Source organism: Actinoplanes sp. NPDC023714, assembly GCF_040639855.1.
GTDB lineage: Bacteria > Actinomycetota > Actinomycetes > Mycobacteriales > Micromonosporaceae > Actinoplanes.
In genome coordinates, this window is the sequence record NZ_JBFAAR010000001.1 from 988995 (window position 1) to 1011217 (window position 22223).

Genomic DNA, 22223 nt, shown 5'->3' on the forward strand with positions numbered 1-22223 from the left:
GTACCGTCCAAGATCGGCTCGGTCCGTGTGGTGCGGCGACGCTTCGCCTGTTGTCCGCGATCTTGGACGCTTTGCCGCCGATGTGGGTGGTGGCCCGTCCAAGATCGGCTCGGTCCGTGTGGTGCAGCGATGCTTTGCCTGTTGTCCGCGATCTTGGACGCTTTGCCGCCGATGTGGGTGGTGGCCCGTCCAAGATCGGCTCGGTCCGTGTGGTGCGGCGACGCTTCGCCTGTTGTCCGCGATCTTGGACGCTTTGCCGCCGATGTGGGTGGTGGCCCGTTCAAGATCGGCTCGGTCCGTGTGGTGCAGCGATGCTTTGCCTGTTGTCCGCGATCTTGGACGCTTTGCCGCCGATGTGGGTGGTGGCCCGTTCAAGATCGGCTCGGTGCGTGTGGTGTGGCGACGCTTCGCCTGTCGTCCCCGATCTTGATGATCCGCGCAGGAATGTCTGTGGGTGGTCGGTCGTCCAAGATCGGTCCGGTTCGGGCGGCGAAGCGTCCGTTGTCCGGGATCTTGGACGCTTTGCCGCCGGATCCGGTAGTGGATCGTCCAAGATCGCGGGGAGGGTGGGCTCGACCGCTGGGGCTCGGTCGGTGTGGGGGCGGCTGCGGCGGGCGGCAGGGCGAAGGCGGCAGGGCGAGGGCGGCAGGACGAGGGCGGCAGGACGAGGGCGGCAGGACGACGAGGGCGGGGCGAAGCGGCAGGACGGGGGCGGTTGCTGCGGGGCGGCGTGGCGGGGTTTGTGGCGCTGGGTCGTGATGAGTTCGGGTGGTTGGTGGGGTTCGCGGAGCGGGCTGAGGCTCTAGGGTGGCGGCATGGAGTTCCGGGCGGAGTTGCAGCGTACGGGCGGGACCACCACCGGCTTCCAGGTCGCCGACGCGATCGTGGAGGGGCTCGGCGGCGGCGGGCGGCCCAAGGTCGTCGTGCGGGTGAACGGCTACGAGTTCCGGTCGTCGATCGCCCGGATGGGCGGGGACTACTGGCTCGGCGTGAGCGCGGAGCGGCGCCGGGAGGGGAATCTCGAAGGCGGGGAGACGTACGACGTCGCGGTGGAGCTGGACAGCACTCCCCGCACCGTCGAGGTGCCGGCGGATCTCGACGCGGCGCTGACCGTGGAGCCGCACGTCAAGGCGTTCTGGGACAGCCTCTCCTTCAGCAACCAACGCTGGCACGCCGACCAGCTGACCTCGGCGAAGACCCCGGAGACCCGGGCCCGCCGGCTCGCGAAGTCCCTGGAGCTGCTCCGGGCCGGCAAGGCGCGCTGACCTTTCAGCGCTTCGTCGGGCGGTACGCCACCTCCGGGTCCAGCAGCGCCACCCAGGCGGGACGATAGGCGGGCAGCCGCCCCTCCATCTCGTCCTGCAGATTGGTGCGCCACGGCCCGGACACCCCGTCGTCGTGCCACCAGGCCGGCCACGAGTCGTAGCGGCGTTCCACCTGGACGCCGCTTGCGCTCGTCTCGACACGCAGGTAGAGCCACCGGCCGTAGCGCGGGTCCGACTCGGCCCGGCGCAGGGCCCGGACCAGCTCGGTCAGGCGCCGGAACCCGGCGAAGCGCTCCTCGCCGGGTTCGTCGGCGGGCGGGTGCTCGCCGGGCTGGGAGCTGAAGCTGGTGGCGTCGGCGTAGGCGAGCAGTGTGCAGCGGCCGTCCCGGGACGGGGAGCGTTCCTGGAGCCAGGCGATCAGCGCGTCCAGCTCGTCGGTGTGCGGCGGGGCGGGGCGCCGCAGCTCGGTGGCGTCCTGCATGGCGGCCCAGACGAGCCGGTCGTGTTCGCCCTGGCTGAGCCGGCGGACCCGGCGCATCGGGGGCCGTTTGCCGGGCGGGATGCGCGGGGCCTGTGAGCCGGGGACCAGCCCGGCCCGGGTCGCCACGTCGAGGGCGGCCCCGGCGTCGGCCGCCCCGCCCAGTAGTTCGGTGAACGACGAGCCGGTGAGCTCCGCCCGTACGGATGAGGCAAGCAGGCGGGAAGCCGCCTCGCGCGACCCACCGGGGATCATGGCGGTGAGGGCCGTGATCGTGTTGTCAGCGGTGAGCAGCGGCTCGAGCAGGTCGATCATGCCGTCGAGGTGGCCGTCGCGGTAGCGGACCCGGGACCAGCGGCCGTTCTCGTGCCAGATCACGAAGCCCAAATGGAGCGGGTCGAGATCGTCCCAGGGCAGCCAGTCGGGGGCGCCGGTGAGCAGGTCGAGCATCGGGTCGATCGGCTCGCCGGAGGACGGGTCGCGGTGGCCGTAGAGCACGGCGCGCCGTCCGTCGAGCAGAGCGAAACGGGCCCAGCCGCCGTCGCGGTCGTCGAGTGCGGCGCCACGGTCGTCGATCGACCACACGCCGGCGTGGCCGAGGCCGGTGAGGACGGCGCCCAACGTGGCCCAGCGGGTCCAGAGCAGTCCGGGCGCGGGCAGGTCCACGTCGGTCAGCATCCGTCCACTGTGCCAAACGTTGATGGGTGGTCGTCACCCCGGCTGTCGGTTGCGGCTTCGTTGTGCCGGGGTGCGATGCGGGTGCCGTCCGTCAGCGCGCCGATGACCAGGCCGAACGGATCGGTGTCACTGACACCGACTCGGAAACGGATCATGCTGCTCCACGTCTTCGGCACTCTCGGCGCCGCCCTGTCCATGTCCATCGCCTGGCCCCAGGTCTACCGCTCCTGCGTGCGCCGCCGCACCAGCGGTCTGTCCGCCACGGCATGCATGCTCGGAGTTGCGATGCCGCTGGGGTGGGTCACCTACGGTCTGCTGATCGGCGACCCGTTCCAGGTGGTCACCAACGTGGTTGCGTCCAGCACCGGGCTCGCGATCCTGATGGCACTGCTTTTGACCCAACCCCATCTTCGTACGCGGAAAGCTCTGCTGACGAGCGCCGGGACGGCAGCGGGCGTGCTCACGGCCATCGTGGTGATCGCCTCGCTCGCGGCGCTGCCGCAGATCTCCGGCCCGGCCGCCGCCGCCACCCTCGGCACGGTTCTGGCCTGCGTCTCGTTCGTCTCGGCGATCCCGCAGCCGCTGGCTCTGCTCCGCGACCGCACCCAGGACCTGTCCGGCCTGTCCCCGCTGCGCTGGCGGCTCGCCGCGGCGGCCTGCGCCTCGTGGCTGCTCTACGGTCTCGGCGCCGGGCAGCCGGCCGTCTGGGCGTCCGCGCTCGTCGGCCTGACCAGCGCCCTGATCGTCAACGGCGTGCTGATCGCCCGTACCCCGCGCCGCGCCAAGGCGCCGTCGGCCGCCGCGGTGACGTGGCGCCACGAGGTGGTCACCCGCAACCTGGCGACCGCCGGAATCTGATCATCTGGAAGGCCGGCCCCGGACTCGGGGCCGGCCTTCTCCTATTCCTATGCTGCTCTCCATGCGGCCAGGGTCGTCGAGCCGAGGCGTGCGCCGGGACCGGCCACCAGGGCGCCGGCCGGGATGTCGACGCCCATCCAGCCGCGGCCGGCCGTGGAACCGATCTCGCCGAGCGTGAGCACCTCCGGGCCGGCGACCTCCACGATGCCGTTGACCGGCGCGCCCTCGACGACCTCGACCAGATAGGCCACGAGATCGGACAGGGCGACCGGCTGCATCCGGAGGTCGGGCGCGCTGGTACCCATGCCGATGATCGTGTCCAGGAACTCGAAGAACTGCGTGGCCCGCACGATCGTGTAGTCCACGCCGCCGGCCTTCACGGCCGCCTCCTGCGCGAGCTTCGCCTGGTAGTACGGGTGCCCGCCGGCCGGCTCCAACCCGACGATGGAGAGCACGACGTGGTGCCGGACGCCGGCCGCCCGCTCGGCCGCCGCGAGGTTCTCGGACAGCGGAGCGAAGAGCGCCGGGTCGGACGGATTAGTCACGTCCACCACGACGTCGGCGCCGTCCAGCGCCCCGGCCAGCCCCTCACCCGTGACCGCGTCCACCCCGGTCGACGGCGACGCCGGGATCACCTCGTGCCCCCGCTCCCGCAACGCCTCGACCAGCAGCTTCCCGCTCTGGCCGGTGCCGCCTACGACTACTGCCTTCATGGTTGCTCCCTCGTGTGTCGGTCATGGGGAGGACGAGGCTGCTCCCGGAGATGTGACAGTGAGGGCGCTCACAGCACAGCTCCCACCGCGCTGGTCCCGCGGCGGCGCGGCCACCTCAGCGCGGGAGTTGCTCCTGGGCGGCGGCCAGCCAGTCGAGGGCGTATTCCAGGTCGGTGGCCGCGGCGCGGCGGCGGTGGGAGCGGTCGGCCCGGGCGGCGACGGCGCAGGCTTCGAGGCGGGGGCGGAGGGAGGCGTAGAGGTACGGGTCGTCGATCGCGGCCACCCCGAGCCGGGCGCGGCGGGCGGCGTCGAGGCGCAGGCGGCGGACCACGGCCAGGACGGCGAACCCGATCCCCACCCCGGCGGCGGCCGCCAGAGCGAGGATGACCGGGCCTGCCCCACCGACCACCAGAACGGCAATAATCCCGAAAAAGGTGGGAGATATGGTGGTCGGCCACGTCCGCCGGTGCCGCCCTCGCGCCCGGGATACGTCGGCCAGGACCTGCCCGAGCCGGGCGAACCCCACCCGATCCGGCCGATCCGCGGACCAGTCCCGTACCTGAGCATCGACCACGGCCGAGGCCAGCTCCCGCTCGATCCGCGCGAGCCGGGGCGCCAGCCGCCCGGCGAAGGGATCGTCACGCGACGGCACGGTCACCTCCCGAAGGCCGAAAGCCGGGCAAGATCCTCATCCCTTCGCCAGGTCGTCGAGGTAGCGCTCCAAACAGTCGACCGCCTGGCACAGCAGCAGATCGGCCTCGGCGAGCCGCCTCGTGACCGGGTCGGTGCGGGCTGCGAGCCTCAGTTCCGGCGATGTCCAGCGGCCCGAGCCGACGTGCCGGAGGGCGGCCGAGACGAGCCGTACCCGGGCCCGGGCCAGCAGCTCCGGCACGCTGATCAGAACCGGACCGGTAAGGGCGGGGATCGGGCCGAGGCGCCGCCGTCCGAGCGCGATCCGGAGGCGGCGGCCGGCCCAGGGGGTCAGGCAGGCGAGGATCACGAGGGTCAGCACGACGACGATCAGGGTGCCGGCCGTGGCGAGGCCGGCGGCGCGGGCGGCCGAGGCGGAGAGCAGCACCGCCGCGAACGAGACGGCGCCCATGGCGAGGGCCTGGACCGGGAGGGAGACCACGCCGGCGGCTTCGGTCAGCACGGCGTCGACGGCGGCGAGCCGGGCGGCCGCCGACCGGACCCAGAACTGGCCGGCCTCGGCGGCCGTGCCCACCTCGGCGAGGCCGTGCGACACCAGCGCACGCACCGCGTTCAACTCGGCGTGCAGCGCTGGCCCCGGCATGTCCCGAGCCTCGCACCGATCAGCGCCGATGCGGATCCCCTGGAGGGTGTCAGTTTTCGGCAGCGAGGCCGAGCCGCGAATCAGGGCAGCGAGTCAGGGCAGCGCGGCGAGCGCTTCCTCGGGGGTGGACACCACGGGGCCGGGCGGCAGTGCGGGACGGTCCACCATGACCACCGGGATGCCGAGCCCGCGGGCCGCCACCAGTTTGGCGTCGGCGCCGCCGCTGTCCTTGGTGACCAGCACGCCGATCCGGTGCGCGGCCATCAGTTCCCGCTCGCCGTCCACGGTGAACGGTCCCCGGTCGAGCAGCACCTCGAGGTGTCGCGGCAGGGTGCCGGAGGGCGGTTCGACCGAGCGCGCCAGGAACCAGCATTCGTCGAGTTCCGCGAACGCCGCGATGGTCTGCCGCCCGGTCGTCAGGAACACGCGGCGGCCCAGCCCCGGGATGAGCGCGGCGGCCTCGCGGGGCGACGCGACGCGGTGCCACTCGTCGCCCGGCGAGGCCGTCCAGCCCGGTCGGCGCAAGACCATGCGGGGTACGAGGGAAGCGGCGCACGCCAGCGCCGCATGGCCGGTCATCCGCGCGGCGAACGGATGGGTCGCGTCGACGAGCACGTCGATCCGCTCGTCCCGCAGGTAGGCGGTGAGCCCGTCCACCCCGCCGAACCCGCCGATCCGCACCCGGCCGGCCGGCAGCAGCGGATCCCGGGTGCGGCCGGCCAGCGAGCTGACCACGTCGTGGCCCGCGTCGGTGAGCAGCGTGGCGAGCCGCCGGGCGTCCGAGGTGCCGCCCAGCAGCAGGATCCTCATGGGGTGCCGCCCAGCAGCAGGATCCTCATGACGAGGACCGGCAGCGGTCGGCCGAGTAGAGGTGGCTGTCCGGGAACTGGCCGGCCGTCAGCGCGGCGCCGACCACGATCACGGCGGTCCGCTTGATGCCCGCCTCCTCGACCCGGGCCGCGATGTCGGCGAGCGTCCCGCGCACGATCAGCTCGTCCGGCCGGCTGGCCCGCGCCACCACGGCGACCGGGCAGTCCGCGCCGTAGTTCCCGACGAGTTCCGCGACCACGGCGCGGATCCGCTGGACGGCGAGATGAAGCACCATCGTGGAGCGGCTCGCGCCGAGTGTCGCGAGGTCCTCGCCGGGAGGCATGGCGGTGGCGCGTTCCGCGGTCCGGGTGAGGATCACGGTCTGCGCCACGCCGGGGACGGTGAACTCCCGCCCGAGCGAGGCCGCCGCCGCGGCGAAGGCCGGCACCCCGGGCGTCACGTCGTACGGCACGCCGGCCGCGTCGAGCCGCCGCATCTGCTCGGCCACCGCGCTGAACACCGACGGGTCGCCGGAGTGCAACCGGGCCACGTCGTGACCGGCCTCGTGGGCGGCGACCATCTCGGCGACGATCTGGTCGAGGTTCAGGTTCGCGGTGTCGATCAGGCGGGCGCCGGGCGGGCACGCCTCCAGCAGCTCGGCCGGGACCAGGCTGCCGGCGTAGAGGCAGACCGGCGCCGCGGCGATGAGCCGGTGCCCGCGCAGCGTGACGAGGTCGGCCGCGCCCGGTCCGGCGCCGATGAAGTGCACTGTCATGGGAGGACCACCGGCCGGATCGTGACGGGGATGGAGTGCGCTGTCATGGGAGGACCACCGACCAGATCGTGACGGGCATGAACGAGCGCCAGCCGGTGAAGCCGCCGACCGGCGAGCCGCGCTGCACGGTGAGCCGGGTCAGCTCGCCGCCGTGCTTCGCGTACGCGGCCGCGAGCACCGCCTCGGATTCGACGGTGACCGCGTTCGCGACCAGCCGGCCACCGGGGCGCAGCGCCGCGAGGCAGCGGTCCAGGACCCCGTCCCGGGTCACGCCGCCGCCTATGAAGATCGTGTCGGGCGTGGGGAGCCCGTCGAGGGCCTCCGGCGCGCGCCCGTGCACCACGCGCAGGCCGGGTACGCCGAGAGCCGCGGCGTTCGCGGTGATGGTGGCGACCCGCTCGGCGGACGACTCGACGCCGATCGCCCGGCAGGCCGGGTGGCTGCGCATCCACTCGATGCCGACGCTGCCCGATCCGGCGCCGACGTCCCAGAGCAGCTGTCCCGGCGCGGGCGCCAGCGCGGCCAGGGTCACGGCCCGCACCTCACGTTTCGTGAGCTGGCCGTCCCCCTCGTACGCATCGTCGCGGAGCCCGGGCACGCACGCGGCCGCAGGCCCGCCGCCCAGCTCGGCCGCCACCACATTGAGCGGATCGCCCGGCGGGACCACCCACGAGCCGGCGGTGCCGGCGACGACCCGCTCGGCCGGACCGCCCAGCTGTTCCAGAACGGTCAGCGACGCCGACCCGTAACCGCGCGCGGTAAGCAGCCCGGCCACCTCGGCGGGGGTGTCCGCGCCGGTGGAGAGGACGAGCAGCCGGCGGTTCGGGTTGATCCACCGGTTCAGCGCCGAGACCGGCGCGGTGACCAAGCTCACTACGTCCACGCCGGTCAGGTCCCAGCCCATCCGGGCGGCCGCGAGCGAGACCGACGACGGGTGCGGCAGGACCCGGATCCGGTCCGGGCCGATCAGCCGGGCCAGCGTCGCGCCGATCCCGTGGAACATCGGGTCGCCGCTCGCGAGCACGCAGACGGTCCGGCCGCGCTCCGCCTCCAGCAGCCCGGGCAGGGCCGGGACCAGCGGCGACGGCCACGGCACCCGGCGGGCGGCGACCGCGTCCGGCAGCAGGCCGAGCTGCCGCGGGCTGCCGAAGATCACATCGGCTCCGGTGAGCGTGCGTCGCGACGTACCCGAAAGGTCTGACCACCCGCCGGCGCCGACGCCGACCACCGTGACCACCTCGGGGTTCTCCATGCGGGCAACCTATCCCGATCCCGCGGATCGGAATTTTCCGGAGGGTCGTTGAGCCAACCGGCTGCGTGGCGCGTACCCATCCCTGACGGCTCCTCGCCGACCGGGGTCGTCACGTCAGCCGCAGGGGGTGGCAGACGCCGTGAGACGACTGCTGGCAGGTGAGGACGACATGGCCATACCGGCCTACCAGGACCAACGCGAGCTGCCCGACGACGACGGATACTTCGCGGATCTGCGCGACGACCGGTCCGATTTCGATCGGCGGCCTGATTTCGGGCAGCCTGAATTCGGGCGACCGAGCTGGGACAACCCTTCGATGCCGCCCTGGCCGGCTTCTTCGCAGGCCGACCCCTATCGGCGTGGCGAAGTCGTCGTGGAGTCGCTCACCGACCCGACCGGCTGGAAGGCCGGCACCGGCGTCCCGATCCCGGACGACCGTCCGCCCGCCGAGGCGACCAGTGGCAACCGGCTGCTCACCGTGCTGCTGTTCTTCTCGGGCCTGGCGACCAGCATCTCGCTCTGGCTCTTCAACACCCAGGCCGGCGCGGTCAGCGACACCACCAGCATGATGCTGGCGGCCGGCCGGATCACCGGGGTGGTCGGCGGCTACCTGCTCTTCATCCAGCTCCTGATGATGAGCCGGGTCTCCTGGCTGGAGGAGTGGGTCGGCTCCCGGGACCTCCTGCGCTGGCACCGCTGGCTCGGGACCTCGCTGCTCGCCGCGGTCGTCGGCCACGTCGTCTTCATCGTCTACGGCTATGCGCTCACCGCCGGGACCGGCGTCGTCGAGCAGGGCTGGACCGTCATCACCACGTTCCCCGACATGATCAGCGCCACCGTCGCGACCGTGCTGCTCGTCGTGATCGCGCTGACGTCGATCCGGTTCGTCCGCAACGTCCTGCCGTACGAGCTCTGGCACCTGCTGCACCTGTCCAGCTACGCCGTCCTGCTCCTCGGGTACGCCCACCAGATCTCCGCAGGCGCCGACATGAGCGGGAAGTTCGCCTCGGTCTTCTGGCCGGCCCTCGGCTGCCTCACCATCGCGGCGCTCTTCTGGGGCCGAGTCGTCGAGCCGGTCTGGCTCAACGCCCGGCACCGGTTCACCGTGGCCGAGGTGGTCGGCGAGGGCGCCAACACGTTCTCGATCTACATCGAGGGCAAGCGGCTCGACAGGATCCCGGTGCAGGCCGGCCAGTTCATGCGGTGGCGGTTCCTCACCGCGAACGGCTGGTGGCAGTCGCACCCGTTCTCGCTCTCGGCCGCCCCGAACGGCCAGTGGCTGCGGCTCACCGTGACGATCGCGGGCGGGCACACCGCGAAGCTCGCCACCATGCGGCCGGGCACGCCGGTCTGGGCCGAGGGCCCGTTCGGCACGTTCACGGCCCAGCGCCGTACCCGCCGCCGCGCCCTGCTGATCGCCGGCGGCAGCGGCATCGCGCCGATCCGGGCCCTGCTCGAGGACATGCCGCCGGACACCATCGTGATCTACCGCGCCAGCCGGCCTGACGAGCTGGTCTTCCGGGCCGAGCTCGAGGACCTGGCCGAGCAGCGGGACGCGTGGGTGCGGTACATCGTCGGCGGCCGCAACGACCCGGGCCCGCGGCGGCTCTTCACCCCCGAGGGCCTGCGCGGCCTGGTGCCGGACGTGAACCGGCGCGACGTCTACCTCTGCGGCCCGCCCGGGCTCGTCAACGCGGCGGTCGGCACGCTGCACGACCTCGACGTGCCGCAGAGCCAGATCCACCTCGATCCCTTCGAGTTCTAGTCCCCAGGGAGAATCGCGATGCGACGCAGTACCGCAGCAGCTGTCGGCACCCTCACCGGCGCGGCCCTGATCCTCGGGGTGCGCCTGAGCGTGCAGCCGCCGGACGCGCCGGTGGCGACCGCGCCGGTCGCGCAGGAGGCGGCGGCCGAGGGGGAGCCTTCGGAGGAGGGCACTGACGAGCCCGCTCCCGCTGAGAGCAAGAAGCCTTCCAAGAAGGAGTCCTCCGAGTCGGACAAATCGGACTCATCGGAGTCGTCGGATTCGTCGGAGTCGTCGGACAAGAAGGAAGAGGAAGCCGGGCTCAAGGCCGGCACCTACAAGGGCAAGGCCGCGCAGAACGAGTACGGCACCGTCCAGGTCACCATCAAGGTCAGCGGCGGCAAGATCTCGGCGGCCGACGCGACGTACCCGACCGAGGGCTTCAGCGGGACGATCAACCCGAACGCGGTGAAGAAGCTCGCCGCCGCGACGCTCCAGGCGCAGAGCGCCGAGGTCGACGGGGTGTCCGGCGCCACCTACACGAGCCAGTCCTACGTCGAGTCGCTCCAGGCCGCCTTGGACAAGGCGGGCGCGTAGGGTTGCGGCGTGCGTCATGTCGAGCAGGTCATGGGTACGGTCGTCAGCATCGAGCTGGCCGACTCCCGGCCCGAATCCGAGTTGTCGGATCTGGTGGACATGACCTGCTCGTGGCTGCATGAGGTGGACGCCCGCTTCAGCACCTACAAGCCGGACAGCGAGGTCTGCCGGTTCCGCCGTCACGAGGTCGCCCTGGCCGACACGTCGGATGACTTCCGGCACGTCCTGGACCGCTGCGCCGACCTGTGGCGGGACACCGACGGCTACTTCGACGCGTACGCCGGCGGGGCCCTCGACCCGTCCGGGTACGTCAAGGGCTGGTCGGTCGAGGTGGCGTCGCAGCGGCTCCTCGCGGCCGGCTCGCGGCGGCACTACATCAACGCGGGCGGCGACATCCGGATGCGCGGGGCCGGGCCGTCCGGGCGGCCGTGGCGGGTCGGGGTGCGGCACCCGTGGGAGGCCGGCAAGCTGAGCTGGGTGCTCGAACTCACCGAGGGCGCGGTCGCCACCTCCGGGACGTACGAGCGGGGTGCGCACGTCTTCGACCCTCGTACCGGGAAGCCGGCCACCGGCCTGCGCTCGGTCACCGTGGCCGGGCCCGACCTGGCCGTCGCCGACGCCTACGCGACGGCGGCGCTGGCCATGGGCGAGGCCGGGCTGGCGTGGCTCGCGAAGCGGGTGGACGAGGGATACGAGTCGGCCGCCGTGACCGACGACGGCCGGGCCTTCACCTCGCCCGGCCTCCCGATCGCCCTCACCTGACCGGCCCCCGGGCCTTCCGCGTCCCCTCTTCCCCTCGGCCTCGGCGATCATTGCCGTCATGACCAGCCTTGCGCCGGGATACCGGCTCGCCGACGGACCGCCCTCGCTCGACGCCTACCTGGCGCTGCGCACCGAGTCCGGCCTCACCCCGCCGACCCGGGAGCAGGCGGAAGCAGGCCTGGCCGGCGCCTGGGCGGCCGTACACGTGATCCACGAGGACAGCGGCGAGGCCGTCGGCATGGGCCGCGTCCTCGGCGACGGCGGCTGGTACTTCCACATCATCGACATGGCCGTCCTCCCCGCCCACCAGCGCCGCGGCCTCGGCGATGCGGTCCTCACCGCCCTGCTCGACCGGATCCGCCGCGACGCCCCGCCCGGGGCCTACGTGAACCTGCTCGGCGACCCGCCCGGCCGCCGCCTCTACCAGCGCCACGGCTTCCAGGAGACCGCGCCGCACTCGCTCGGGATGTTCCTCAAGCTGTGACCCCGCGGGCGCCCGGCCACGGTCCGGGCGTCTCCGCCGCGTCCTCCCGGGCCGTCACCTCGGTCCGGTACAGCTCCATGCCCCGGGCCCGGTAGTTCGCCAGCGCCGCCGGCCCGTCGAGGCTGCACGTGTGCACCCACACCCGGCGGATCGGCGTCTGGTGCTCCCAGCGCTCCGCGAGACCCCACGCGCGCCGCAGCCCCTCGGTGAGCAGGTGACCCCCGATGCCCAGGCCGGCGAACGAGGGCAGCAGGCCGAAATACGCGATCTCCACCTCGCCGGGGTTCCGGCCGTCCAGCTCGATGTAGCCGGCGGGCGTTCCGCGCACCGACGCCATCCACGTCTCCACGCCCGGCGCGGCCAGCCAGTCGTGCCACTGCTGCCACGTCCACGGCAACCGATCCGTCCAGAACCAGTCCCCGCCCACCGCGGTGTAGAGGAACCGGCTCAACTCCGGGCTCGGCACCTCGGCCCGGCGCACCTCCACCTCCTCGGACGGCCCCCGCCCCGGGCGGATCTGCGCGGCGGCGGTCTGTTCCAGGTACCAGGTAGTCAGCTCCACACCCCGGATCCTGGCGTGTTTTCCCAGGTGACGACACGCCGGGGTACCCCGGTTTGGCGGCGGGCGGCATGACCGGCTAATGTTTTGTCCGTCGCCGGGACACACCGGAGACACGCGGACGTAGCGCAGCTGGTAGCGCATCACCTTGCCAAGGTGAGGGTCGCGGGTTCGAATCCCGTCGTCCGCTCGGAGCGGCCTGTTACACAGGGGCCACCTCGGTGGAGTGGCCGAGAGGCGAGGCAACGGCCTGCAAAGCCGTGTACACGGGTTCAAATCCCGTCTCCACCTCGCACGAGAGCACCACATGCCAGGGCGATTGGCGCAGCGGGAGCGCGCTTCCTTGACACGGAAGAGGTCACTGGTTCGATCCCAGTATCGCCCACGAGACCGGGGCCGGAGTGTGTCAGCGGAACGCGCTGACCATTCCGGCCTCGTTTTGTTTGCGCGACTTCGTCGCGCGAGGCGGGGGCTTCGCCACCCGCACCCCCTCTGCCGGTCGTCAGCGCGATCGTGTGCTGGTTCGAGGTGAGCTGAGCGAGCGCAGGCCAAGCACACGCCCGCTGCGGTGCCCTGGCACAGGTGGCTGGATCGCCGTTCCATCGGTACCAGCCAAGCCCAGTGATTCCGGCCGCCCGGCCGGATGGAGGGACCTGTGCGAGAAGAGCATCCCGTCGACCGGCTCGTTGTCGCGCTGGAGGGAGACCCCACGGCATCGCGCCCCATTCCTCGATCAATCCAACGGGGCCGGCACACGCTGGGTCGGATTCGGATCGCAGCTCTACACAGCCCTAGCGCCATGGGGTGACGAGATCGACGAGTTCATCACCGGCAGCAGGCGGTCGCCGCGCTTGCCGTTCTGCCACGTGTGGTCCAACCGTGGTTCTGGTCCTTCGCGTCAAGGAAGGTTGAGGACCCGGCGTTCGGAAAGGTCGGGCAGGTGTCGAGCTGCGGTGATGAAGTCGTTGTCGTCATGCAGGACCGTCAGGCCGCCGACGGCGGCGCAGGCGCAGATCAAAAGATCCACGCAGGACAGTGCTCGGTGCGCGCCGGCTCGAAGCAGGCGGTACTGCGCTGAGTCCACCCATTGCCATGCGCTCTTGGGCACCGCGACGTCCGGGTACAGATCGGCGAACATCGAGGTCATTTCTTCGTACTCGTCCACTCCGCGAGCCGAGCGGCGGAACTCTGTGCGCTGCGGGCGGCACGATCCGATGGCGTGGTCCGAGATGACATCGGCCCATGACTCGCGGAGCGCATCGTCGCGTAGGATCCGCCAGGCCGCGGACGAGTCGATCAGATACTTGATCACTCTGCTGGCGTCTTGCTCGCGCGGTGCAGGTCCTGCCAGCCTTCGTAGTCCCAGCCCCGGGCGGCCGTCGCGTGATGATCGAGCGCCGCGATCCGCCGATGGCGGGCCGCGTACTCGCGTAGTGCCAGGTTGACCGTTTCCTTCTTGCTCTTGGCTCCGGACAGTCGCATCGCCTCGGCGAGGGCCTCATCATCCAGGTCGATTTGAGTGATCGCCATGTGCGCCCCCTTGTTGGTGATGTGTGGGCCCGTTAAACATTACCAACATCCGCGGACCGTGATGATGGGATGTACGTCGTTCGCGACGGCCGAGGACGCGTCACCACTGCTGCTCCTCGCACCCCCTGTCTTCTCCATCTCCTTGATTCCGTTCATCTCTTCGTCTCTGCGGTGGGCGGGTCATTCTCTGCGGGGGATGTCTTCGCGTGGGGTCGGGCCTTTGCTGGGGTGATGGCTTCGGCGTAGGGAGTGGGCTGTGGAGAGCGACGGCGGGGTGGGGCGGACCGGCGACGGCGAGGTGGGGCGGGCCGGCGGTGGCGGTGTCGGCCGGGGATGGGTGTCCTGGGTCGGGATGGCTGTTGCGGCTGCTCTGGGGGCCGTGGTGGGCGGGCTTGCGGTGTCGAACAACGACGGGGTGTCGGGCAGCCCTCAGGCCGTTCCGCTGCCGGACACCGCGGAGACCTGTGCCGCCACCGAAGTGGCGGCCAAGGCCCTGCCCAGCGTCGTGACCATCTCGGCCCGGGGTGAGCAGGCGGCGGGCACCGGGTCGGGGGAGATCATCCGGGAGGACGGGTACATCCTCACGAACAACCACGTGATCTCGCTGGCTGCTGACGGTGGCGAGGTCAGCGTGCTGTTCAACGACGGCCGGACCGTGCCCGCGGTGATCACCGGGCGGGATCCGAAGTCGGACCTCGCCGTGATCAAGGTGGACGGCCAGTCGGATCTGCCGGTGATCGCTTTCGGTAAGTCGGAGGACGTTCAGGTCGGCCAGCCGGTGGTGGCGCTCGGCGCGCCGCTGGGGCTGTCCAACACGGTGACCTCGGGAATCGTCAGCGCGCGGGACCGGACCATCGAGGTGCCCGGTGACGACGGGCAGACGGCGCTGCTGGTCTCGGCCGTGCAGACCGACGCGGCGATCAACCCGGGCAACAGCGGCGGCGCGCTGGTCAACTGCGCGGCCGAGCTGATCGGGGTGCCGTCCGCGGGCGCCAGCATCCCGGACTCGTCCGGCGGCAGCAGCGGCGGCGACATCGGCCTCGGGTTCGCCATCCCGGTGGATCACGCGAAGGCGGTGTCCGACGAGATCATCGCGACCGGGACGGTCACGCACGCGTTCTTCGGGTTCAGCCTCATCACGGTTCCGCCCACCCAGAACCAGCAGGGCGGCGTCTTCGTCCGGTCGGTGGTGCCCGGCGGTCCGGCCGCGCAGGCCGGCATCCAGGCCGGCGACGTCATCACGTCGATCGACGGCACGCCGGTCACGACGACCAACGACGTAGCGGCCGTGACGCTGATCAAGAACCCCGGGGACACCGTGAAGGTCGACTACACGCGCGGGGGCAAGACCGGAAGTGCACAGGTCAAGCTCGGTGCCCAGCAATAATCGGATGTTCCTAACATCCGGATGATGTGAGTATCCTGGTGGGCATGGTCCGGCTCACCAGGGTGGAACAGCAGGCCCGCACACGTTCGGCAGTGCTCGCGGCGGCGGCCGAGGAGTTCCGCGAGCACGGGTTCGCCGAGGCCAAGGTCGACCGGATCGCGGCCCGGGCCGAGCTCACCCGCGGGGCGGTGTACTCGAACTTCCCCAGCAAGCGGTCGCTCTATCTGGCGGTTCTGCTGGAGGCGGAGCGGCCGCTCACCCCGTACCCGGCAATGATGGACATGGATGGCCCGGCGGATGCCGCCGGAGAGTTCGCCCGCGCCTGGCTCGATCGTCTGCCGCTCGCCGGTGACTCGCCCGCCGACGGGAGGCTGCGTTCGCAGTCGCTTGCCGGGGTCTTCGAGGATGAGCCCGGACGGACTGCCATGACCGAAACGGCCCATCTGGAGGCCCTGCTCCTGGCCACGGTTCTGGATCATTCCGTACGCCGGGCGGCGCTGCTCCTGACGATGTTGCACGGCGCGCGGGATCTGGCCCGGTCGGCGCCGGGGTTCGGTGATCCCTTCGACGTGGTGGCCGCCTGCCGGCATCTCGCCGCGATGGACGTCGCCGACGTGTGGGATCCGCCTCATCTGCCGTTCGTCAGGCCGGCGTCCCCGGTCGCCGAGGCCTGGAGCCCGCCGGAGGGTTTGCTCGACGCGCTGACCGGCGAGCCCGCCGACCTCACCGCCGACGGTCTCGTGACGGTCCTCGGTTCCGCCCGTCTGAGCGCCGCCGAGGAGGCCGTCCGCGCCGCCGAACGAATGCCACCGTCCGAAAAGGCCCAGCCGAGCATCTTCGGCCCCTACGTCTCGCCGGCCAACACCTCGCCGGCCAACACCTCGCCGGCCAACACCTCGCCGGCCAACACCTCGCCGGCCAACACCTCGCCGGCCAACACCTCGCCGGACCGCAGCTCGCCGGCCGGCAGCGATCGGGTGGCGGCGTCCGGGAAGGCCGGGCCGAGGCAGCCGAGCGTCACGATCGCCGTGGTGACCGCCGATCCGGCCGAGACCGGCGCCCTGATCCGCCTCCGGATCGCCGAACTGGTCGGATGCCTGAGAGCGTCGGGCGCGGTGACGGCGGGGCAAGGCATGGCCGGGCAGGGCACGGCGGGGCAGGCGGCCACGTTCCCCTTCCGGCTGGTCATCGACGAGGAGGGCGCCGTGGCCGCCGCGATCGGCGCCGAGGTGGGGGAGGGCACCGAGACCGCGGTCCGGATCCGATCAGGCGAGATCGTGGCGAGGGCGAGCGGCCGGGGCGCCTCCTACGCGGCGGCCGGCCTGGTGACCGAGGGGGAGAGCCGCTGATGGACACCACCACCGACCTGCTCGTGCTGCACACCCTCCGCTGCATCGGATACGCCGAACTGCCCCGTGTCGCCCACGTCGCCGGCCTGAGCGAGTCCGACACCGAGTCGGAGCTCATCGACCTGGCCGTCGGCGGATGGGTCACCCGGGAGTTCGGCGGGTGGGGGCTGACCGAGAAGGGTCATGCCGAGGACGCCCGCCGGATCGCCGGGCAGCTCGACGTGAGCGGCGCGCGGGCGACGGTCACCCGGGCCTACGAGCGGTTCCTGCTGCTCAACCCGGAGCTGCTCGACCTCTGCTCGGCCTGGCAGATGCGCGGCGCCCAGGTGAACGACCACACCGACCCGGACTACGACGAGCGGGTCCTCCGGCGCTTCGAGGACCTGGACGGCCGGGTGGACGAGGTGCTCGCCGCGCTGCCCCGGTTCGCCCGGTACCGGACCCGGCTCAGCGAGGCCCTCACCATGGTCAGAAACGGTCAGCGAGAACATCTCGCGGACAGCCTCGAGTCCTATCACTCGATCTGGTTCCAGCTGCACGAGGACCTGCTGGCGACGCTCGGGATCCCGCGGTGAGATCCGCGAAGGAGGAGGGCCTCCGCACCCTCCGCGACCTCGGCCTGCCGGTCCCGCCGTGGATCGCGATCGGCCCCCGCGACCCGATCCCCGCCGGGTTGCGAGAGCTGAGCGAACGGATGGAGGGTGCGCCTGACCTGGGCGATCTCGTCTCGGTCCGCTCCGGCGCGGCCGTCTCGATGCCCGGCATGATGGACACGATCCTCGGCGTCGGCAGCGCCGGCCTCGCCGACGCCGTGCGCGCGGTCCGGGCCTCCTGGGACAGCCCGCGCGCCGTCACCTACCGCGAGCTTCACGAGATCCCGCACGACCTGGGCACCTGGGTGATCGTCCAGCGGATGGTGCACGGCGACCGGGATGACGACAGCTACGCCGGCGTCGCGTTCAGCCGGGACCCGAACACCGGTGAGCCGGAGCTGTTCGGGGAGGTGGTGCGCCGGGCGCGGGGCGACGCCGTGGTGGCCGGCGAGTCGCCCACGGACCCCCTCACCACGCTGCCCGGACACCTCCGCGACGAGCTGCGGTCCGCCCTGCGCGCCACCGAGCGGCACTACCGGGACGTCTGCCACGTCGAGTTCACTGTGGAGTCCGGGAGGCTCTGGTTCCTCCAGGTCCGGTCCGGCGGCCTGGCCGGCGCGGCGGCGGTGCGGGCCGCCGTCGACCTCGCCGACGAAGGGGTGATCAGCCGGGCGGAGGCGGTCCGGCGGGCGCGGCCCTCGCACGGGCGGGTCGCCCGTACCCAAGAAGTGATCAGAACCGGCCACGGCCTGGACGTGATCGCCAGAGGCCGGGGCGCCAGCCCCGGGGTCGCCGCCGGACGGATCGCGGTGACCTCCGACGAGGCGGTGCGGATGGCGCGGGAGGGATCGGTAGTCCTGGTCAGGCCGCATACATCACCGCTCGACATGCACGGATTGGCGGCCGCGGCGGGCGTCGTGACCAGCCAGGGCGGGCCGACCAGTCACGCGGCGGTCGTGGCGCGCTCGATGGGCAAACCCGCGGTGGTCCGGGCAGGCGTCCTGGTCACGCCTTCGGGGGTACGGGTGAATGACCGTTTCCTATCAGCAGGGAGCGTCATCACCATCGATGGCACGAGCGGCGCGGTGGTCCTCGGCGAGGCCCCGGTCGGCCGGCTCGGGTCGGACGATCACCTGCGCCGGCTGCTGGAGTGGTCGACTTCCCTGGATCTATCGTCGGAGGCATGACGACGACGCCCACCCGGTTCGGCCTCGACCGGGCGTGGTCCGAGCGGGCCGCCCGCCCACTGCGTCTGGTGGCCGGGCCGGACGCGGCGCCGACCCCGGACGAGCTCGCGTCCCTCGCCGCCGGCCTGAACCGCCGGGACGACCTCGCCGCGGCGCTGGTCCGATCGCGCAGGCCCGCCGAGCTGCACCGGATCCTCGCCTCGGGGCCGCTGGAGGAGCTCGGCGAGTTCTACGAGGCCGTCCGCCGGAGGCCCGCCTGGGTCGACGACGACCTGCTCCGCGAGGGCGCCGAGGCCTGCCGGATCTTCGGGCTGGACGCCGGGCTGGTCCTCGCCTACGGCTCGCTGCTCGGCGGTTACCGCACCGCGGCCGCCCTCGAACCGCTGGTGCGCACCGGGCGGCTGGCCGGCGGGGAGACGCTGCGCCGGATCCGGGAGACCACGACGTGGTGGCGGGCCGTGACCGCGCCCGGCGGCCTCGAACCGGGCGCCGGGGGGTTCCGGCTCACCCTGCACGTCCGGGTCATGCACGCCCTGCTCAACGCGAAGCTGGAGGCCGACCCGACCTGGGATCACGAGCTGCGCGGCCTGCCGATCAACCAGTACGACCAGGCCAGCACGCTCGGCGTCTTCAGCACCAGCTTCCTGCTGCACCTGCGGCTGCTCGGCGTCCGCGTCTCCGGCGCCGACTCCCGGGCCGTCATGCACCTGTGGAGCTACGTCGGCTGGCTCATGGGCGTCGACGAGGAGTGGCTGCCGCACACCGAACGCCGGGGCCGCCGCCTGCTCTACCACTTCCTCTCGAACGACCCGCCGCCCGACGGCAACAGCAGGGCCCTGGCGCGGGCGCTCATCCACATGTCCGACGACGTGCCCGGGTGGCGCGGCGTCTACGAACGCGAGCGGGCCCTCTCGGTCGCCTGCTGGCTGCTCGGGCCGGCCGCCCTGCGCGATCTCGGCCTGCCCTACCGGCTCCCGTGGTACGGGGCCGGCCGCCTCCTCGCCAACCTGGTGCTCAGCCACGGGGTGGGCCGGCTCCCGGGCGGGCGCTCCTTCCTGCTCGCCCGGAGCGCGCGGCAGGCGCCGCTCTGGGGTTGAATCGGATGATGTATCAGGTGCGGATCGCGGTACGCGGATACGAACTCGACCTCCAGGGACACGTCAACCAGGCCGTCTACCTGCAATACGGCGAGCACGCCCGCTGGCAGTGCTTCATGGCCGCCGGCGTCTCCCCGGACGTGCTCCTCGGCGCCGGCTTCGGGCCGGTGGTCCTGGAGACGACGATCCGCTATCTCAAAGAGCTGCGGGCGGGTGACGAGGTCGACGTGAGCTGCGTGTTCACGTGGGGTTCGGGGAAGACGTTCCGGGTGTCCCAGGACTTCGTGCGGCTCGACGGGACGCCGGTCGCGGCCGTCACGGGGGTGGCGGGCCTGCTGGACCGTCAGACGCGGCGCCTGCTCCCCGACCCGGTGGAACGGTTGCGGGCGGTGGCGAAGGACCCGGCGATCCTGGGCCTCTGAAGGCTTTCCGGAGCCCATGGCGAAGGCGGCGCGACCGGGGAAGTCACGCCGCCTCCGGGCTCTGCGGGGCGAATCGTCAGGTTCCGGTGCCCTGGCCGGCCTGCGTCTGGTTCTGAGCCGTGCCGCCCTGCGTCGTGCCGCCCTGCGTCGTGCCGTCTTGCGTCGTGCCGTCTTGCGTCGTGCCTTGGTCGGTGCCGCCGCCGAAGCCTCCTCCCTGGCCCAGGCCCTGACCTTGACCCTGACCACCGAAGCCGCCGCCGAACCCGCCTCCGCGCATGCCACCACCGCTGCCGGGACCGCCCTGCTGAACCGTCACGCCCGCGGCAGGCGCGCCATCCCCACCCGTGGCCGCCATGATCCCGGCGGTGAGGCCGGAACTCGCGACCGCGGTGACGAGTACCGCCGCGGCGAGCACCGCCTTGGGGCTCTTCGCGAGCCGGTCCTTCAGCGAGGCCTTGACCGGCGCCGGACCCGGCCCCGGAGGCGTCCAGGGCGGCGGAGCTCCGGCGCCGGAAGCGGCCGGCTCCCCACCGGCCTGCGCCCTGCCGGCCTGCTCCCCACCGGCCTGCTCCCCACCGGCCTGCGCCCCACCGGCCGCCGCCCCACCACCAGGCGCCGCCCCACCACCGGCCGGCGGCTCACCGGGCGTCCCACCGCCGGAGCCGTCCGAGGCCACCGACGCGACCGGTCCGGGAGGCGAGGCGGGCGTGCTGCTCACCTCCATGAACTGCCCGGTGCTCGCCCACTCCGGCGGCGTGGGCACTACTTCGGCGGGCGTCACCGGCACGGCCGCTGTCGGCTCGTCCCCGGCGGGCGGCGGGGTGGCCGGGAAGGCCATGGTCGCCGGTTCGGTGTCTACGGACTTCTCGTGCGTGCTCATCAAGGCTCCTCGACTGGTCACCGGCGACAAGCATCGGCAGCGCGCATGTGCGGAGTCTGTGACGGCGATGAGTTCCGACTGTGGCCCCGCCTGATCCTCCGAGTCGCCTCCGCCGTCTGGCCACAGTCCCGCTATATCGGACTTTTTCGTCTCACTGGTCGGCCGGTGGGCGAGGCCGCGGCGAGGTGGGAGATTGTGTCCCGTGATCGACGATTCTTTGCAGGCGTATACCGCCGGCCACGCCGACGGAGCCCTCCGGCACTGCGACCCCGCCCGGGCCGACCACCCCGAGACCGGACCCGACTACCGCATGGGCGTCACCGACGGAGAGATCGCCGCCTTCCAGGCCGAGCTCCTCGCCGCCGTCCGCCGGATCATCGGCGACCCGAGGTGACGAGAGCGGAGCGCCGACCCCGGTAGGGGACCCGCTTTGCGGCCGGTGGCAGCACTCAGCTAATGTTTCATCCGTCGCCGGGAAGTTCCGGGGGCGTGCGGACGTAGCGCAGCTGGTAGCGCATCACCTTGCCAAGGTGAGGGTCGCGGGTTCGAATCCCGTCGTCCGCTCGGAGAAGGCTGTTGCTGATCGACGGAGCACCGGCCGCCACGGTGGAGTGGCCGAGAGGCGAGGCAACGGCCTGCAAAGCCGTGTACACGGGTTCAAATCCCGTCTCCACCTCGCAGGGTTTTGCACCGCACGGGCGATTGGCGCAGCGGGAGCGCGCTTCCTTGACACGGAAGAGGTCACTGGTTCGATCCCAGTATCGCCCACGAGACTGGGGCTGGTCTGCGCTCGCAAGCTTCGCTTGCTCGCATGCCAGCCTCGTTTTGTTTTGCGCGACTTCGTCGCGCTTGGCGGGGGCTTCGCCACCCGCACCCCCTCTGCCGGGTGCCTGCTCAGCGGGTGGTTGCTGTGGAAAGTGCCACACCCCCGTTCGATCAACCCCCATCGACCCCATTGCTTTTGTACGGCTGAAAGCCCCGTCCAGGTGGACGGGGCTTTTTCGCCGCGCTGGGGTTGGGGTCAGCCGATGCCGATGTTGTTGTGGGCCGCTACCGGGTAGTAGTAGCGGTTGCCGTCGAAGACGGCGTCGTAACCGTTGACCAGGAGGTTGGCCAGGGACTGCGGCGGCGGGATCGGGCCGTTGCGGCACTCGGCCCAGCCGTTGAGGTCCGTGGTGGCCTCGCACATCGGGAAGCGCTCACCCGTCGTCACGAAGTTGACGATCAGGTTGGGGACGGGACGGCCGCCGACCGTGACGAACCGGGCCTTCAGGCCGAGGGTCTCGCGGGCGATGATGTCCATGGTGCCGTAGTACGCGGTCGCGATCAGACGCTGCCGCTGGAAGTTCGGTGCCGCCTGGGCCGGCGCCGGGTTGACAGCGACGAAAGCCGCCACCGCGGCCACCGCGGCCAGCCACCGCTTGGTCGTTTGCTTCATGGCGCAGAAAGCTAGGCGGTTCGCAGCCGTTCGGCAAAACGCCGCACTCACGAGTAGTCAATCGCCACCGG

The 22223-nt window shown here is 72.1% G+C and carries 25 protein-coding genes and 6 tRNA genes; 19 read left to right on the forward strand and 12 right to left on the reverse strand.

Annotated features, from left to right (window positions below):
- Window positions 1-815 precede the first annotated feature (815 nt).
- A complete protein-coding gene (locus AB0G10_RS04740) occupies window positions 816-1265 on the forward strand; it encodes a YdeI/OmpD-associated family protein (RefSeq protein ID WP_360916477.1) in 450 nt (149 codons plus the stop codon).
- 4 nt (window positions 1266-1269) lie between these two features.
- Here the strand turns inward: AB0G10_RS04740 and AB0G10_RS04745 are convergent, their stop codons facing one another.
- Window positions 1270-2421, reverse strand: a complete 1152-nt coding sequence (locus tag AB0G10_RS04745) for a hypothetical protein (RefSeq protein ID WP_360916480.1) — start codon at window positions 2419-2421, stop codon at window positions 1270-1272.
- A 153-nt stretch (window positions 2422-2574) separates the two neighbouring features.
- Between AB0G10_RS04745 and AB0G10_RS04750 the strand changes: the two genes are divergently transcribed.
- Window positions 2575-3279 (forward strand): SemiSWEET transporter, encoded by a 705-nt coding sequence (locus AB0G10_RS04750; RefSeq protein ID WP_360916482.1) that lies wholly within the window; start codon window positions 2575-2577, stop codon window positions 3277-3279.
- Between the two features lie 47 nt (window positions 3280-3326).
- Here AB0G10_RS04750 and AB0G10_RS04755 read toward each other — a convergent pair whose 3' ends face one another.
- From AB0G10_RS04755 to cbiE, 6 genes are all read right to left on the reverse strand, one after another.
- Window positions 3327-3992, reverse strand: coding sequence for an NAD(P)H-binding protein (locus tag AB0G10_RS04755; protein ID WP_360916485.1), 666 nt, complete (start codon window positions 3990-3992; stop codon window positions 3327-3329).
- Window positions 3993-4107: 115 nt separating this feature from the next.
- Complete coding sequence (locus tag AB0G10_RS04760; RefSeq protein WP_360916488.1) at window positions 4108-4644, reverse strand: hypothetical protein; 537 nt, start codon at window positions 4642-4644, stop codon at window positions 4108-4110.
- Between the two features lie 36 nt (window positions 4645-4680).
- Window positions 4681-5286 (reverse strand): hypothetical protein, encoded by a 606-nt coding sequence (locus tag AB0G10_RS04765; protein ID WP_360916491.1) that lies wholly within the window; start codon window positions 5284-5286, stop codon window positions 4681-4683.
- A gap of 93 nt (window positions 5287-5379) precedes the next feature.
- Window positions 5380-6096 (reverse strand): cobalt-precorrin-6A reductase, encoded by a 717-nt coding sequence (locus tag AB0G10_RS04770; protein WP_360916494.1) that lies wholly within the window; start codon window positions 6094-6096, stop codon window positions 5380-5382.
- Between the two features lie 25 nt (window positions 6097-6121).
- A complete protein-coding gene (gene cobM, locus AB0G10_RS04775; protein ID WP_360916497.1) occupies window positions 6122-6871 on the reverse strand; it encodes a precorrin-4 C(11)-methyltransferase in 750 nt (249 codons plus the stop codon).
- Window positions 6872-6914: 43 nt separating this feature from the next.
- Window positions 6915-8123, reverse strand: coding sequence for a precorrin-6y C5,15-methyltransferase (decarboxylating) subunit CbiE (gene cbiE, locus AB0G10_RS04780; RefSeq protein ID WP_360916500.1), 1209 nt, complete (start codon window positions 8121-8123; stop codon window positions 6915-6917).
- A 139-nt stretch (window positions 8124-8262) separates the two neighbouring features.
- Between cbiE and AB0G10_RS04785 the strand changes: the two genes are divergently transcribed.
- Genes AB0G10_RS04785 through AB0G10_RS04800 form a run of 4 tightly spaced genes read left to right on the forward strand, consistent with a single transcriptional unit; the run spans window position 8263 to window position 11710 of the window.
- Window positions 8263-9888 (forward strand): ferric reductase-like transmembrane domain-containing protein, encoded by a 1626-nt coding sequence (locus AB0G10_RS04785; RefSeq protein WP_360916503.1) that lies wholly within the window; start codon window positions 8263-8265, stop codon window positions 9886-9888.
- 18 nt (window positions 9889-9906) lie between these two features.
- Window positions 9907-10464, forward strand: coding sequence for an FMN-binding protein (locus AB0G10_RS04790; protein WP_360916506.1), 558 nt, complete (start codon window positions 9907-9909; stop codon window positions 10462-10464).
- A 30-nt stretch (window positions 10465-10494) separates the two neighbouring features.
- Window positions 10495-11226, forward strand: a complete 732-nt coding sequence (locus AB0G10_RS04795; protein ID WP_360917963.1) for an FAD:protein FMN transferase — start codon at window positions 10495-10497, stop codon at window positions 11224-11226.
- 58 nt (window positions 11227-11284) lie between these two features.
- On the forward strand, window positions 11285-11710 hold the full coding sequence (locus AB0G10_RS04800; protein WP_360916509.1) for a GNAT family N-acetyltransferase: 426 nt from the start codon (window positions 11285-11287) through the stop codon (window positions 11708-11710).
- On the opposite strand, the gene AB0G10_RS04805 is transcribed toward AB0G10_RS04800, so the two are convergent.
- On the reverse strand, window positions 11700-12272 hold the full coding sequence (locus tag AB0G10_RS04805) for a GNAT family N-acetyltransferase (RefSeq protein ID WP_360916512.1): 573 nt from the start codon (window positions 12270-12272) through the stop codon (window positions 11700-11702). The genes AB0G10_RS04800 and AB0G10_RS04805 overlap by 11 nt on opposite strands.
- A gap of 114 nt (window positions 12273-12386) precedes the next feature.
- On the opposite strand from AB0G10_RS04805, the gene AB0G10_RS04810 reads away from it, so the two are divergent.
- From AB0G10_RS04810 to AB0G10_RS04820, 3 genes are all read left to right on the forward strand, one after another.
- Window positions 12387-12459, forward strand: a tRNA-Gly gene (locus AB0G10_RS04810).
- Window positions 12460-12489: 30 nt separating this feature from the next.
- Window positions 12490-12560: transfer RNA gene (locus tag AB0G10_RS04815), tRNA-Cys, on the forward strand.
- A gap of 22 nt (window positions 12561-12582) precedes the next feature.
- A tRNA-Val gene (locus AB0G10_RS04820) sits at window positions 12583-12654 on the forward strand.
- Window positions 12655-13167: 513 nt separating this feature from the next.
- Here AB0G10_RS04820 and AB0G10_RS04825 read toward each other — a convergent pair.
- Complete coding sequence (locus tag AB0G10_RS04825) at window positions 13168-13581, reverse strand: PIN domain-containing protein (RefSeq protein WP_360916515.1); 414 nt, start codon at window positions 13579-13581, stop codon at window positions 13168-13170.
- Window positions 13578-13799 carry a type II toxin-antitoxin system VapB family antitoxin gene (locus AB0G10_RS04830; protein WP_239164851.1) on the reverse strand — a complete coding sequence of 74 codons (222 nt, stop codon included), beginning with the start codon at window positions 13797-13799 and terminating at the stop codon, window positions 13578-13580. Before AB0G10_RS04830 ends, AB0G10_RS04825 begins: the two co-directional genes overlap by 4 nt.
- 256 nt (window positions 13800-14055) lie before the next feature.
- Between AB0G10_RS04830 and AB0G10_RS04835 the strand changes: the two genes are divergently transcribed.
- The 6 genes from AB0G10_RS04835 to AB0G10_RS04860 are packed head-to-tail and all read left to right on the forward strand — an operon-like array spanning window position 14056 to window position 19834.
- A complete protein-coding gene (locus AB0G10_RS04835) occupies window positions 14056-15186 on the forward strand; it encodes a trypsin-like peptidase domain-containing protein (protein WP_360916519.1) in 1131 nt (376 codons plus the stop codon).
- Between the two features lie 26 nt (window positions 15187-15212).
- Window positions 15213-16535 (forward strand): TetR/AcrR family transcriptional regulator, encoded by a 1323-nt coding sequence (locus AB0G10_RS04840; protein WP_360916522.1) that lies wholly within the window; start codon window positions 15213-15215, stop codon window positions 16533-16535.
- Complete coding sequence (locus tag AB0G10_RS04845) at window positions 16535-17110, forward strand: transcriptional regulator (protein WP_360916524.1); 576 nt, start codon at window positions 16535-16537, stop codon at window positions 17108-17110. Before AB0G10_RS04840 ends, AB0G10_RS04845 begins: the two co-directional genes overlap by 1 nt.
- Window positions 17107-18315: a PEP/pyruvate-binding domain-containing protein gene (locus AB0G10_RS04850; RefSeq protein WP_360916527.1), complete on the forward strand. Its 1209-nt coding sequence runs from the start codon at window positions 17107-17109 to the stop codon at window positions 18313-18315. The genes AB0G10_RS04845 and AB0G10_RS04850 overlap by 4 nt, the downstream gene beginning before the upstream one ends.
- Window positions 18312-19412, forward strand: coding sequence for an oxygenase MpaB family protein (locus tag AB0G10_RS04855; RefSeq protein WP_360916530.1), 1101 nt, complete (start codon window positions 18312-18314; stop codon window positions 19410-19412). Before AB0G10_RS04850 ends, AB0G10_RS04855 begins: the two co-directional genes overlap by 4 nt.
- Window positions 19413-19417: 5 nt before the next feature.
- Window positions 19418-19834, forward strand: coding sequence for an acyl-CoA thioesterase (locus AB0G10_RS04860; protein ID WP_360916534.1), 417 nt, complete (start codon window positions 19418-19420; stop codon window positions 19832-19834).
- A 76-nt stretch (window positions 19835-19910) separates the two neighbouring features.
- On the opposite strand, the gene AB0G10_RS04865 is transcribed toward AB0G10_RS04860, so the two are convergent.
- Window positions 19911-20714, reverse strand: a complete 804-nt coding sequence (locus AB0G10_RS04865) for a hypothetical protein (protein WP_360916537.1) — start codon at window positions 20712-20714, stop codon at window positions 19911-19913.
- A 202-nt stretch (window positions 20715-20916) separates the two neighbouring features.
- On the opposite strand from AB0G10_RS04865, the gene AB0G10_RS04870 reads away from it, so the two are divergent.
- The 4 genes from AB0G10_RS04870 (at window position 20917) to AB0G10_RS04885 (ending at window position 21482) form a co-directional block, all read left to right on the forward strand.
- A complete protein-coding gene (locus tag AB0G10_RS04870) occupies window positions 20917-21108 on the forward strand; it encodes a hypothetical protein (RefSeq protein ID WP_360916541.1) in 192 nt (63 codons plus the stop codon).
- Window positions 21109-21205: 97 nt separating this feature from the next.
- Window positions 21206-21278, forward strand: a tRNA-Gly gene (locus AB0G10_RS04875).
- A 41-nt stretch (window positions 21279-21319) separates the two neighbouring features.
- Window positions 21320-21390: transfer RNA gene (locus AB0G10_RS04880), tRNA-Cys, on the forward strand.
- A gap of 20 nt (window positions 21391-21410) precedes the next feature.
- A tRNA-Val gene (locus AB0G10_RS04885) sits at window positions 21411-21482 on the forward strand.
- Window positions 21483-21735: 253 nt separating this feature from the next.
- On the opposite strand, the gene AB0G10_RS04890 is transcribed toward AB0G10_RS04885, so the two are convergent.
- Complete coding sequence (locus AB0G10_RS04890) at window positions 21736-22152, reverse strand: hypothetical protein (protein WP_360916544.1); 417 nt, start codon at window positions 22150-22152, stop codon at window positions 21736-21738.
- Between the last annotated feature and the right edge of the window lie 71 nt (window positions 22153-22223).

What these genes read in the sequence shown, in the direction of transcription:
- AB0G10_RS04740 (WP_360916477.1), top strand. Translation starts at nt 816, where the DNA reads ATGGAGTTCCGGGCGGAGTTGCAGCGTACGGGCGGGACCACCACCGGC.
- AB0G10_RS04745 (WP_360916480.1), bottom strand. Translation starts at nt 2,421, where the DNA reads ATGCTGACCGACGTGGACCTGCCCGCGCCCGGACTGCTCTGGACCCGC.
- AB0G10_RS04750 (WP_360916482.1), top strand. Translation starts at nt 2,575, where the DNA reads ATGCTGCTCCACGTCTTCGGCACTCTCGGCGCCGCCCTGTCCATGTCC.
- AB0G10_RS04755 (WP_360916485.1), bottom strand. Translation starts at nt 3,992, where the DNA reads ATGAAGGCAGTAGTCGTAGGCGGCACCGGCCAGAGCGGGAAGCTGCTG.
- AB0G10_RS04765 (WP_360916491.1), bottom strand. Translation starts at nt 5,286, where the DNA reads ATGCCGGGGCCAGCGCTGCACGCCGAGTTGAACGCGGTGCGTGCGCTG.
- AB0G10_RS04770 (WP_360916494.1), bottom strand. Translation starts at nt 6,096, where the DNA reads ATGAGGATCCTGCTGCTGGGCGGCACCTCGGACGCCCGGCGGCTCGCC.
- cobM (WP_360916497.1), bottom strand. Translation starts at nt 6,871, where the DNA reads ATGACAGTGCACTTCATCGGCGCCGGACCGGGCGCGGCCGACCTCGTC.
- cbiE (WP_360916500.1), bottom strand. Translation starts at nt 8,123, where the DNA reads ATGGAGAACCCCGAGGTGGTCACGGTGGTCGGCGTCGGCGCCGGCGGG.
- AB0G10_RS04790 (WP_360916506.1), top strand. Translation starts at nt 9,907, where the DNA reads ATGCGACGCAGTACCGCAGCAGCTGTCGGCACCCTCACCGGCGCGGCC.
- AB0G10_RS04795 (WP_360917963.1), top strand. Translation starts at nt 10,495, where the DNA reads ATGGGTACGGTCGTCAGCATCGAGCTGGCCGACTCCCGGCCCGAATCC.
- AB0G10_RS04800 (WP_360916509.1), top strand. Translation starts at nt 11,285, where the DNA reads ATGACCAGCCTTGCGCCGGGATACCGGCTCGCCGACGGACCGCCCTCG.
- AB0G10_RS04830 (WP_239164851.1), bottom strand. Translation starts at nt 13,799, where the DNA reads ATGGCGATCACTCAAATCGACCTGGATGATGAGGCCCTCGCCGAGGCG.
- AB0G10_RS04845 (WP_360916524.1), top strand. Translation starts at nt 16,535, where the DNA reads ATGGACACCACCACCGACCTGCTCGTGCTGCACACCCTCCGCTGCATC.
- AB0G10_RS04855 (WP_360916530.1), top strand. Translation starts at nt 18,312, where the DNA reads ATGACGACGACGCCCACCCGGTTCGGCCTCGACCGGGCGTGGTCCGAG.
- AB0G10_RS04860 (WP_360916534.1), top strand. Translation starts at nt 19,418, where the DNA reads ATGATGTATCAGGTGCGGATCGCGGTACGCGGATACGAACTCGACCTC.
- AB0G10_RS04865 (WP_360916537.1), bottom strand. Translation starts at nt 20,714, where the DNA reads ATGAGCACGCACGAGAAGTCCGTAGACACCGAACCGGCGACCATGGCC.
- AB0G10_RS04890 (WP_360916544.1), bottom strand. Translation starts at nt 22,152, where the DNA reads ATGAAGCAAACGACCAAGCGGTGGCTGGCCGCGGTGGCCGCGGTGGCG.